The 11,541-nt window shown below is 67.2% G+C and carries 8 protein-coding genes and 1 tRNA gene; 4 read left to right on the top strand and 5 right to left on the bottom strand.

What is annotated here, in order from left to right; translation table 11 throughout:
- Positions 1–652: 652 nt before the first annotated feature.
- Positions 653–726 (bottom strand) — tRNA-Thr (locus MMF96_RS18870).
- 155 nt (positions 727–881) lie between these two features.
- Positions 882–1,787, bottom strand: a complete 906-nt coding sequence (locus MMF96_RS18865) for a DsbA family protein (protein ID WP_176618596.1) — start codon at positions 1,785–1,787, stop codon at positions 882–884.
- Positions 1,788–1,964: 177 nt separating this feature from the next.
- On the opposite strand from MMF96_RS18865, the gene MMF96_RS18860 reads away from it, so the two are divergent.
- The 4 genes from MMF96_RS18860 (at position 1,965) to MMF96_RS18845 (ending at position 7,000) form a co-directional block, all read left to right on the top strand.
- The gene (locus MMF96_RS18860) at positions 1,965–3,440 is read left to right on the top strand and encodes a trehalose-6-phosphate synthase (protein ID WP_176618595.1); all 1,476 of its coding nucleotides are present in this window, start codon (positions 1,965–1,967) and stop codon (positions 3,438–3,440) included.
- Complete coding sequence (gene otsB / locus MMF96_RS18855) at positions 3,427–4,200, top strand: trehalose-phosphatase (RefSeq protein WP_256884416.1); 774 nt, start codon at positions 3,427–3,429, stop codon at positions 4,198–4,200. The genes MMF96_RS18860 and otsB overlap by 14 nt, the downstream gene beginning before the upstream one ends.
- Positions 4,201–4,387: 187 nt before the next feature.
- On the top strand, positions 4,388–5,488 hold the full coding sequence (locus tag MMF96_RS18850; RefSeq protein WP_256884415.1) for a sn-glycerol-3-phosphate ABC transporter ATP-binding protein UgpC: 1,101 nt from the start codon (positions 4,388–4,390) through the stop codon (positions 5,486–5,488).
- A 144-nt stretch (positions 5,489–5,632) separates the two neighbouring features.
- A complete protein-coding gene (locus tag MMF96_RS18845; protein WP_256884414.1) occupies positions 5,633–7,000 on the top strand; it encodes a DUF4032 domain-containing protein in 1,368 nt (455 codons plus the stop codon).
- A gap of 113 nt (positions 7,001–7,113) precedes the next feature.
- On the opposite strand, the gene MMF96_RS18840 is transcribed toward MMF96_RS18845, so the two are convergent.
- The 3 genes from MMF96_RS18840 to MMF96_RS18830 all read right to left on the bottom strand — a co-directional run bounded on the left by MMF96_RS18840 (position 7,114) and on the right by MMF96_RS18830 (position 11,336).
- Positions 7,114–7,845: a hypothetical protein gene (locus MMF96_RS18840; RefSeq protein ID WP_176618592.1), complete on the bottom strand. Its 732-nt coding sequence runs from the start codon at positions 7,843–7,845 to the stop codon at positions 7,114–7,116.
- 105 nt (positions 7,846–7,950) lie between these two features.
- Positions 7,951–9,342, bottom strand: a complete 1,392-nt coding sequence (locus MMF96_RS18835; protein ID WP_176618591.1) for an FAD-binding oxidoreductase — start codon at positions 9,340–9,342, stop codon at positions 7,951–7,953.
- Between the two features lie 68 nt (positions 9,343–9,410).
- On the bottom strand, positions 9,411–11,336 hold the full coding sequence (locus tag MMF96_RS18830) for a glycoside hydrolase family 13 protein (RefSeq protein WP_256884413.1): 1,926 nt from the start codon (positions 11,334–11,336) through the stop codon (positions 9,411–9,413).
- Positions 11,337–11,541 lie beyond the last annotated feature (205 nt).

Raw genomic sequence — 11,541 nt, 5'->3', positions numbered from 1 at the left:
CTGCGCCCACGCACCGGCACGGCCAGCGCAGCACCGAGCCCCGCCACAGTCCCGGCCCGCACATAGCGCCAACCATACGCAACAGCCAGCGCGCACAAGTCCACCCCATGCGGCGTACCAAAGTAACTTTCTGCCGTCCGCAGCGCTTTCGGTGCGCTTAGCGGTTATACGTACCTTTCCACGAAGCAGCTCGACGAGCGTCTGGGCGGGGCTTCGAACGGCGAGTTCATCGGGATCGAGAGCGCTCGCACACTGGAGGCGTTCAATAAGTGGCTGTTTCTATCTTATGACGTTGTCTTAGGATCGAAACTGAAGGAACCGGCCCTGCCTTCACAGGAGACCTCTTCGTCAATATCCTCAACGCCCAACCTGACTGGCGGTTCCACAGCGGTTCAATTGTCAGCGAGAATTCCAGGTCCTTCGGCTGTAAGTACGAGCGGCACTGACCCACTGAGCTTTTACTGACAAGCTCTATCAGCAGTGAGTGAAGGGACTCCAATCGGGGAGCAGCCAGAGCCTCAACAAGCCCCACCAGCCGAAGAGGACCGGACAGAGAATGATCAAAATGACGAGTTACGCATGGCTTAAGCCGACAACGCTCCCTCACGGGGCCATCCAAGCTGTCAAAATCCCCGTCATTCCGGGCTTTCTGGGCCCCCTGTCGGATTCGAACCGACGACCCCCGCTTTACAAGAGCGGTGCTCTGGCCAGCTGAGCTAAGGAGGCAGGCGCAGTCAAGCGCTAGACAAGGCTACCGTAGGTCCGCCCTAAAAATGAAAACCGGCCCCGGGGCAATGCCCCCGGGGCCGGCACGCAGAAAGAACGCAGAAGGCACTCAGGAAGAACTCGCAAAGCACTCCTAATGCATCCAGAAAGGACGGCTACTTCTTGGCGGTCAGCGCGCTGTTGAGGAAGGCGTTGAAGTCCTGCACCTTGTTCGGATCCCACTGCTGCCCCTGGACAAACAAAGTGGGTGTGGCATTGATTCCGGCACCGACGCCCACAGCGCCGGTGTAGGCAACAAACGGCCGGTAGGTCTTGGCATCAACACAGCTGGTGATGTTTGCGGCCCCAGCTTCGGTGGCAAGCTTTTCCAGCGTGGCGTTGTCCAAACCCTTGCTGTTTTCCTCCGGCTGGTTGGCGTAGAGCGTATCCAGGTAGGCCTTGAACTTGTCCGGCGACTGGTCCACCACACAGGCGGCAGCGGCGGCCGCACGCGAGGAGTAGTTGGTGCCGGAGGAGAAGCGGTCCAGGAACGGCAGCGGGCGGTACTGCACCGTGATCTTGCCTTCGTTGCGGAGCGCGTCCAGCCCCGCCCCGTACGTCTTCTCAAAGTTGTTGCAGGCCGGGCACATGAAGTCCAGGTACATCACAACCTCGGCGGGCTTGCCGGACGGTGCGGCCTGGATGCCGATCTTTCCGGGATCCGCCACGGCCCTGGTTGCGTTCTTGGGCGGGGCCGGCACCTTGTTGACATCAACAGTCTTCGCGGTGGTGACGGGGGCGATGATGGCCCCGGCCTTGCCCACCGTGATGCCGCCGAAGGAGTTCGCGTTCGCCGGCACCGGGCCGGCGGAGGGAATGGGTTCGTTGCCCTTCTGCGTCTGGATGACCACCAGCGCAATGATGACCACAATGGCCACTGCCGCAGCGAGCACGCCGCCCCGGATCAGCCAGCTGTTGCGCTTCTCCTTCTTTTGCTGGGCCTCTCGAATAAGCCTCGCCTTTTCGCGCGCCTGCGCGGTGCGTTCGGCCTTGGTCATCCGTGGTTCGTTCTTGGGGCTCATAGTTCCTCAGGTAGGTGGGCGCAACAAAACGGCCGCGCAACGGCAACTTCCATCCATCTTAGGCGGGAAAGCTTGGAGGATGCCCTTCGGGACGGTCATGGAAGGCCCCGAACCGCAGCCCGCCGGAGCGCAACGGCTAAGCTGGCACAAAACGAGCCGTTGAGCATTGGAGCCCCCTTGTCGGAGAACACGCAGCCCAGGAAACAGGCCGGCCACGTCCATGACCCCCGCTACGGCAGTTCAAACTTTGTAGTGGTTTCGAACCGGCTTCCCGTTGACCGTGTCCCCTTGGAACAGTCCGACGACGGCTGGCGGCGTTCCCCCGGCGGCCTCGTCACCGCCCTGGCCCCCGTCATGGCCACCCGGGACGGCGCCTGGGTGGGTTGGCACGGCGCCCCGGACGAGTCCCTGGAACCGTTCCGCCACGACCACATGGACCTGATCCCGGTCACCCTGTCCAGCGAAGACGTTGAGTTGTATTACGAAGGCTTCTCCAATTCCACGCTGTGGCCGCTCTACCACGACGTCATCGCCCCGCCGGAGTTCCACCGCACGTGGTGGGACGCCTACCGCAAGGTGAACATGCGCTTCGCCGAGGCCGCGGCAAAATCGGCTGCCAAAAACGCCACCGTGTGGGTGCAGGACTACCAGCTCCAGATGGTCCCGCGCTACCTGCGCCGGATCCGCCCGGACCTGCGCATCGGCTTCTTCAACCACATCCCGTTCCCCCCTCCGGAAATCTTCGCCCAGCTGCCCTGGCGCCAGCCCATCATCAACGGCCTCCTCGGCGCTGACCTCATCGGCTTCCAGCGCCCCAATGACACGGCCAACTTCCTGCGTTCGGCCCGCCGCTTCCTCGGCGCCAGCGTCAAGGCCCAGCAGGTGCACGTCAAGGAGGACGACGGCACCATCAGCCACATAGCCCGCGCCGAGCCGTTCCCCATCTCCATCGACGCCATGCAAATCCGGGAGCTGGCCGCCCGCCCGGACATCATCGCCCGCTCCAAGCAGATCCGCGAGGACCTCGGCAACCCCAAGACGGTCCTGCTCGGCGTGGACCGGCTCGACTACACCAAGGGCATCACCCACCGGCTCAAGGCCTACGGCGAGCTCCTCAAGGACCGCGTCATCAAGGTGGAGGACGCCGCCCTGATCCAGGTTGCCAGCCCCAGCCGCGAACGCGTCGAGTCCTACCGGCTGCTCCGCGAAGACGTCGAAGGCATGGTGGGCCGGCTCAACGGCCAGTTCGACACCATCCAAAACACCGCCGTCCGCTACCTCCACCACAGCTACCCCGTGGAGGAAATGGTCGCCCTGTACCTGGCCTCGGACGTCATGCTCGTCACTTCCCTGCGCGACGGCATGAACCTCGTGGCCAAGGAATACGTGGCCGCGCGCAGCGACAACACCGGCGCCCTGGTCCTGAGCGAGTTCACCGGCGCCGCCGACCAGCTCAAACAGGCACTCCTGGTCAACCCGCACGACATCGACGGGCTGAAAGCAACCATCGTGCGCGCCATCAACCTGCCCCGTGTCGAGTCCAGCCGCCGGATGCGTGCCATGCGCAAGCAGATCCTCTCCCACGACGTCCAGCGCTGGAGTGAGGACTTCCTGACCACGCTGCAAAACGAGGCCATCCGTGACGACAGGTGAGCTGCCCGCGGAGGTGCGCGACGCCGTCGTCCGCGTGGCCCAGACGGCGCGGCTGCTGGTCGCCATGGACTTCGACGGCACCATGTCCCCCCTCGTGTCGCGCGCCGAAGACGCCCGTCCCCTTCCCGCCGCCGCCGCGGCCCTGGAGGCGCTAAGCGCACTGGAAGGCACGACGGCGGCACTCGTCTCCGGGCGCGCCCTGGCCAGTTTGCGGGCGGTCGCCTCTCCCCCCGCGCAGGCCCTGCTGGTGGGCAGCCACGGCGCGGAAGTCTGGCTGGGGCCGGACTCCCCCGCACTGTCCCTCACGCCCGCGCAGGAGCAGGCCCTAACGCGGGCCCGCCAGGCAGTGGACTCGGCGGTTGCTGCGTTCCCCGGCACGGCCGCCGAACAAAAGCCGGCCGGCGTCGTCCTCCATTACCGCCGGGCCTCCGCCCAGGACGGGCAGTCGGCCGTGGCGCAGGTCCGGGCCGGGCTGGCGGACAGCCCCGGGGTGTTCGTCAGCGAGGGCAAGATGGTGCTGGAAATTTCCGTGGTCAAGGCCAACAAGGGCGAAAGCCTGGCCATGCTGCGGGCCACCACCGGTGCCACCGCCGTCGTGTTTGTGGGTGACGACGTCACCGACGAACACGGCTTTGCCGCACTGGGACCCGGGGACCTCGGCATCAAGGTGGGCCCGGGCGAAACCGCCGCCGCGTACCGGATCGACTCGCCGGCACAGGTCCCGGCGGTCCTGGAACTGCTGGTGGCCGCCCGCTCCTGACCAGGCTTCCGGGCATTCGCTCCCGGACCATGACGCGGCAAACGCGGCGCGCGCACTAAATGTGTCATAATTCATACATCGGCGCCGATTCCACCCTGGGTGGGGTCTGCCCTGTGCAACTAAATACACAAAACCATTCACTTGAGGATCGTTCGGCACGTACCTGCCGATGAAGGGATTTAATACTGTGGCTACAGTAACTTTTGACAACGCTACGCGTTTGTACCCGGGCACCACCAAGCCCGCTGTTGACAAGCTCAACATTGACATCGCCGATGGCGAGTTCCTTGTTCTCGTCGGACCTTCCGGTTGCGGAAAGTCCACCTCCCTGCGCATGCTCGCCGGCCTCGAGGACGTCAACTCCGGGCGCATCCTCATTGGCGACCGCGACGTCACCGACGTCCCGCCGAAGGACCGCGACATCGCCATGGTCTTCCAGAACTACGCGCTGTACCCGCACATGTCCGTTGCCGACAACATGGGCTTTGCCCTGAAGATCGCCGGCGTTTCCAAGGAAGAACGCGCCAAGCGCGTCAAGGAGGCCGCAAAGCTGCTGGACCTCGAGGCCTACCTGGACCGCAAGCCGAAGGCCCTCTCCGGTGGCCAGCGCCAACGTGTCGCCATGGGCCGCGCCATTGTGCGCAACCCGCAGGTGTTCCTCATGGATGAGCCGCTCTCCAACCTGGACGCCAAGCTGCGTGTGCAGACCCGCACGCAGATCGCCTCCCTGACCCGCCGCCTCGGCGTCACCACCGTCTACGTCACGCACGACCAGGTCGAGGCCATGACCATGGGCGACCGCGTCGCCGTGCTGAAGGACGGGCTGCTGCAGCAGGTGGACACCCCCCGCAACCTGTACGACCGCCCACAGAACGTCTTCGTCGCAGGCTTCATCGGCTCCCCCGCCATGAACCTGCTCGAACTGCCCGTGGTTGACGGCGGCGTGAAGTTCGGCGGGTCCGTGTACCCGGTGACCTCCGCCGTGCTCGGCGAGGCCGCCGGCAACACCGTCACGGTCGGCGTCCGCCCGGAAGACCTCGAGATCGTCGGTGCCGGCGAGGGCCTGGCCGTCGAGGCCGACGTCGTTGAAGAGCTGGGTGCCGACGCCTACGTGTACGGCCACACCTCCATCGACGGCGCCGAGCGCGACATGGTGGTCCGGGTTGACGGCCGCCGCCCACCACTGAAGGGCGACACCATCCACGTCCGCCCGCAGGTGGGCCACGTCCACCTGTTCGACGCCACCTCCGGCGCACGCCTGGGCGAACAGGCCGTGGCCAGCCACTGACGCCCGGCCGGTGTTTGGACTGCGGGCCCTGCGGGCACGTTGGGACCGCCGCTGGCCCCGTTGACTGACAGCTGAGGCGCGGCTGCCTGTCGGAGAGTTTTCCGGCAGGCGGCCGCGCTTCACCCTTTAAGAGAGAATTGCCCCATGACAGATGCACCCGGCGCACAGTGGAACAACGAGCCCACGGACTTTGACGAGGTCGGGAAGCTGCCGCGCCAGCCCGCCCCGCCCGCCAAGGTCCTGGGGTCGCTGAACATCACGGCGGCCACCGCCGATCCCGGCCTGCTCGACCTCCCCTGGCACATCAGGCTGGAGGATTGGCCTGCGGCAAACCTGGCTGCACTGCCCCGCGGAATCTCCCGGCACGTGGTGCGCTTCGCCCACCTGGACGGCTCCGTCATCGCCATCAAGGAAACCTCCGAGCACGTGGCCCGGCACGAATACCATATGCTGCGCAAGCTGGCCCGGCTGGACGTGCCGTGCGTGGAGCCGGTGGCCGTGATCACGGGGCGCACCACCGCCAACGGTGCGCCGCTGGACCCCGTGCTCGTCACCCGGCACCTGAAGTTCTCCCTGCCCTACCGTGCCCTCTTTTCACAGAAGCTGCGCCGCGACACCCTGACCCGCCTGATTGATGCCCAGGCGCTGCTGCTGGTCCGCCTGCACCTGGTCGGCTTTTACTGGGGCGACGTCTCCCTCTCCAACACCCTCTTCCGGCGCGACGCCGGCGCCTTCGCCGCCTACCTGGTTGACGCCGAAACCGGTGAACTGTACCCGGACCTGTCCACCGGGCAGCGCGAATACGACCTGGAAATCGCCCGGGTCAACATTGCCGGCGAGCTCATGGACCTGCTCGAGGGCGGTCTCATCGAGGAAAAGGTGGATCCCCTCGCCACCAGCGAACTCATCATGGAGAGCTACCGCCGCCTCTGGGCCGAGCTGACGGAAAAGGAATCCTTCGAGCTGGAGGACCGCTGGCGCGTGGGAGCCCGCATCCGCCGCCTCAATGAACTCGGCTTCGATGTGGAGGAGTACGCCATCAAGACCACCCCGGACGGCTCCACCATCCAGCTTCAGCCCAAGGTGGTCGACGCCGGCCACCACCAGCGCCGCCTGCTCCGCCTGACCGGGATCGACGCCCAGGAAAACCAGGCCCGGCGCCTGCTCAACGACATGGACTCATTCCGCGCCGACGCCATGCCGGGCATGGATGAGGAAATCAGTGCCCACAACTGGGTCAGCACCATCTTCGAACCGATTGTCCGCGCCATCCCACGCGAGCTGGGCAGCAAGCTGGAACCTGCCGAGGTGGTCCACGAGGTCCTGGAACACCGCTGGTACATGTCCCAGGAGGAAGAGCGCAACGTGCCGCTGGCCGAGGCCGTCCAATCCTATGTGGACACGATCCTGCGCTACCGCCGGGACGAGGACGCCATCATGCTCAGCACAGACACGGCCACCATCAAGATGCTCGAGGGCGGGGTCCTGCCGGACAGCGACATCGACGACTGACGCCCGCGCCACCTCCCCCGGCGGCGTGCCATGCTGTCCGTGGCGTGTGAAATTTCACCCGCCCCCGACTGCTTGGCACGCCGTGGCTGCCCGCAGTCCGGGGCGCCGTCCGGCTACCGGGCATGGCGGTGGGCACCACCGCCGCGGCCGGCCAGCTTCGACATCGCGTAGATGCCGACCGCAACGCCGCACACCACTGTCAACCCCAGCACCATCAGGATCCCCCACACCATCCCGTGGCCGGTGCTTCCGTTTCCGGCAAGGGCCATGTTGGCTCCCGCGGTCGGTCCGGAGGTGTCGCTGCCGGCAGTCCCTCCCATACCGGCGGAATCAAGGGTGGAGGCTGTTTCAGTGTTGTCGAACGTGGGCCACGGCGCTTCGGAGGCCGGGGCCGCCGTGCTCTGCTGGGGCACGGCGGAAGTGCTGGGCGCCGGCTGGACTGCGGTGGGCTGGACTGCGGTGGCAACCTGTGCAGGGGTGGGCACGGGAGCCGGTGCCCGGGTGGTCGGTGCCGGAAGGGGCGCCCGGGTGGTCGGCGCCACGGTTGGTGCCGGCGCATGCACGACGGCGGGAGTCCTGACCGGCGTCGACGTGGACGTTGGCGACGGCTGGGGCTGGGTGGTGGTTTGCAACAGGGTTTCGGTGGCAGTCGGCGAGGGAAGGGCGTCGGCCTGCAGGACGGTGCCCGCCGCCGAAGCGGGCCCGGGAGAGGAATTCCACGCTGCCTGCGCGGGCCCTGCCAGGAACAAGGGCGCCGCCAGCAGCAACGATCCGGCCACGGCGGCGGCCGCCCCGGCGAACGCTTTCCGGCGCACGGCAGGCAGCAGTTGGCCATAATTTTTCATAAGGTGCTTCCGGATCGGCTGTTTGTTACCACGTTGCGGATCATTTTTCCCCCGCATAGTACGATGCCCGACGGGCGCTGCCCCGTCAAGTGGCCCACACCCGGTTCAGTCGTCCGCGATGGCCTTTCCCGGGTTGAGGATGCCCAGCGGGTCGAACAGTTCCTTGATGCGCCGCTGGAGGGCCCGCACTTCCCCGGCCTGCTCCAGCGGCAGCCACCGCAGCTTGTACTGGCCGACCCCGTGTTCGCCGGTGATGGTGCCGCCCAGGGCGAGGGCCTTGTCAATGGATTCGTCCAGGGCGGCGTTCAGCGCCACGACCTTCGCCGCGTCGGCGTCGCCCACCCAGAAGGTCGGGTGCAGGTTGCCGTCGCCGGCATGGGCGATGATGCGCACGCCCACGCCGTGGCGCCCGGCCATTTCCGCCAGGGCGTCAACATAGTGGACCAGCTGGGAGCGCGGCACGGCCACGTCCTCACCGACGGTCGTTTCGGAGTCGGCGTCCATGCCACGGTTGTGCCGGCGCAGGTCCACGAGCCGCTCGGCCTCCCCCGGCTCCTCGAGGGTCGCGTTCCCGCCCAGGGCAGCCAAGGCCGCAGAGGCAATCTCCGCTTCCTGGGCGGCGGCAAGCCCGTCGAACTGGGCCAGCAGGAGCGCGCTTCCCCTCCCAGCCAGGTTGCTGCCCTGGCGCCGGTCCAGCTCGTCCAGCGAGGAGCCGTCCATGAGTTCGAGGATGCTTGGCTGCACCCGCGCCTTGCCCAGGGCCAACACGCCGGCCGTGGCCGATCGCATGTCGGGGAAGAACACCGCAAGGGTCCGGATGTCCGTGGGCAGGTATTTCAGCCGCACGGTGGCACCCACGACAATCCCCAGCGTCCCCTCGGAGCCCACCATAAGGCCGGTGAGGTCGTACCCGGCCACGCCCTTGAAGGTCCGGTGGCCGGTGTGGATCAGCGTGCCGTCTGCCAGCACCACATCCAGGGCCAGGACGGCGTCGCGCGTCACCCCATACTTCGCACACCGCAGGCCGCCGGCATTCGTGGCCACATTGCCGCCAATGGTGGAAATCCTGTAGCTGGCCGGATCGGGCGCATACATCAGCCCGTGCGCGGCGGCTGCGGCGTTCAGGTCCGCGTTGATGACGCCCGGTTCCACCCGCGCCACCTCATCCTCCGGGTTCAGCTCAAGGATGTTGTCCATCCGGTCCAGGCACAGCACCAGGCAGCCGGCCGTGGCGTGGGCGCCGCCGGAGACGCCCGTCCCCGCCCCGCGCGCCACCACCGGCACGCGGTACCGTGAGGCCAGCCGCAGGATTGCCTGAACGTCCGCCACGCTCTCGGCCCAGACGACGGCGGCCGGCTCCCGGTAGTCGGTCACCGGACCCTGGTCGCTGGCAAACTTCTTCACGTCGCCGGCGCCCCGGCTGAGCTGGCCGCTGCGGAGTGCTTGCAGCAGCTCCTGTTCAAAGCCGTGGGGCAGCGGGGCATTCGTGGCTGACATGGTGGCGCATACCTTTCGTCGCGGCCCCGGGATGGGCCACTCCAGTCTATGAGACGTGCGCCACGCGGTTAGGCACCGGGCACGCGGACGCCGGGCAGCTTCCAAATGTAGGCGCCGGGCCCGTTGAGGTTGAAGTCGCTGTAGACGAGGTAGCCGCCCGTGTGGAACACGGGCGCGGCACACACGGCCGCCCGTTCGCGTGCGGAGAGGCCCATGTCCCCAAAGGGGAGCCCCTGGATGTCGGCCCGCACGGCGACCACCAGGAGCGACTCCTGTGGCGACTCGCGCACAAAGGCCAGCACATCGCCGTCGGCCATGAGCCACCGCAGCGCGCCGTGGCGGACCGCGGCGCTGTTGTGCCGCAAGGCCGCCAGCTCCGCGTAGGACGGCTCCAGGTCGGTGACGATCCGTGCCGGCTCGGCCCACGGCATGGGCGTGCGCGAGGACTCCCCCCGTCCGCCTTCCAGGCCGAACTCGTCGCCGGCGAAAAGGACCGCGATGCCGGGCAGCATCATGGACAACGTGGCGGCCACGAGGGGTCCGCCGGCAACCATGACCGAGGCGGCGCGTGCGGTGTCGTGGGTGTTCACGGCGTTCATCGTGGCGTTGCGGACGCCCCAGCTGAACGCGCTGGTGAGGTCCCGGTGGGTGTCCAGGACCGTGCCGGCGTCAATGCGGGCGACGCCGGGCAGCGGGGTGCCGAAAAAGTCGACGCGGGCCCCGGGGCTGGCCAGCCACTGCCACAGGGGCCGCGTGAAGTTCGAATAGGTCATGGCGCCCTGCCAGCCGAAGCCGTCCACGTCGGCCCCGGCGTCGGAGGTTTCCTCCCCGAGCAGGAGGGCGTCGGGGTTGATCTCCAGCACCCGCCTTCGAACGAGCGCCGCCACTTCCTTGTTGACATCCTGGGCACCGAGCCGGCCGGTCATGTTGCCGACGTCTATCCGCCAGCCGTCCAAGTTGAAGGGTGGCTTGAGCCAGTGCGCAACCACCGAGTCCTCCCCTGTCACGAAGGCTTCGCGCAGCCCCTCGGACGCCCAGTTCAGTTTGGGCAGCGACTTTACGCCCGACCATGACTCATAGCTGGTGTGGTCGGCGCTGAAGTAGTAGTAGTCCGCTTCGCGGGACTGCGGATCGGCCAGGGCCCTGGTGAACCATTCGTGGGAGTCCCCCGTGTGGTTGGCGGTCAGGTCGCCCATGACCTTCATGCCGCGGGCGTGGGCGGCCTGCACCAGCTCGACCAGCGCCTGGTCCCCGCCCAGCAGCGGATCGACATGCCTGAACGTGGACGCATCATAGCGGTGGTTGGAACGCGCCGGGAAGAACGGCGTCAGGTAGAGGATGTCCACGCCGAGGGCCTCCAGGTGCCCCAGCTTCTCCCTGACGCCGATGAGGTCCCCGCGATAGAGCTGGCGCGCGGCGTCCGGGCCTACGCCGTGGACGGGTTCATCCCAGGCGCAGGCGATGGCCCATTCCGGAGCGGGCAATTCCGCCGCGGCACTGGAACGTGCGAAGCGGTCGGGAAAGACCTCATACATGACGGCGGAGCGCGACCACGGCGGCGCGGGCACGGCCGTCGTGAGGCGGAAATCGCTGTAGTCGGAGGTATCGCGGGCGAACAGCCCCTCGTTGTTCAGTGTCCAGTAGATGTCCGGGCCACCGCCGCTGCCGGGCAGTTCAATGAGAAAGCGGTACCTGGCCACCGGGTTGGCCACGAGCATGGAAGCCTCCCACCAGGCCCAGCCGTCGTGCGCGTCTTCCGCACGTCCGACGCCGGACCCGTCACCAGGGTTGTTGCCGGCAGCCTCCGCCGGATGCAGCGGCACGGCCTCGTCGTAGCGCGGCTCGGCGTCCTGGACGCTGCGCACCCAGACCCGGGAGGCTGATCCCCATTCACGGGGAACACGCAGCCGCAGGACGGCACGGGCGCCCAGGCGCGCGGAGGCACCATCCACGTACAGCACTGACCCGTCGTGGTGTGGACGCCTGCCTGCCATGTCACTGCCCCTCAATGCCGCCGTGTGCCTCGTCATCTCACAATGTACCGTTCCCGGCGCGGGAAACTACATTGCGGCGGGCCGGGTGTCGGGGGCGGGGTTTGTCGTGTGGTTGTGGTGGTTAAGTGTGGGGAGGCCCCAACACGGGTGTGTTGGGGCCTCTACCCTTGGTGTTGTCCGGCGGTGTCCTACTCTCCCACATCCT

Source organism: Arthrobacter sp. STN4 (assembly GCF_024539665.1).
In the GTDB taxonomy this organism is placed as follows: Bacteria; Actinomycetota; Actinomycetes; order Actinomycetales; family Micrococcaceae; genus Specibacter.
This window is presented reverse-complemented; position numbering and strand designations above follow the sequence as displayed.

Bases quoted from the DNA above. Each gene is read 5' to 3' on its own strand.
- MMF96_RS18840 (WP_176618592.1), bottom strand. From the start codon at position 7,845: ATGAAAAATTATGGCCAACTGCTGCCTGCCGTGCGCCGGAAAGCGTTC.
- MMF96_RS18865 (WP_176618596.1), bottom strand. From the start codon at position 1,787: ATGAGCCCCAAGAACGAACCACGGATGACCAAGGCCGAACGCACCGCG.
- MMF96_RS18845 (WP_256884414.1), top strand. From the start codon at position 5,633: ATGACAGATGCACCCGGCGCACAGTGGAACAACGAGCCCACGGACTTT.
- MMF96_RS18830 (WP_256884413.1), bottom strand. From the start codon at position 11,336: ATGGCAGGCAGGCGTCCACACCACGACGGGTCAGTGCTGTACGTGGAT.
- MMF96_RS18835 (WP_176618591.1), bottom strand. From the start codon at position 9,342: ATGTCAGCCACGAATGCCCCGCTGCCCCACGGCTTTGAACAGGAGCTG.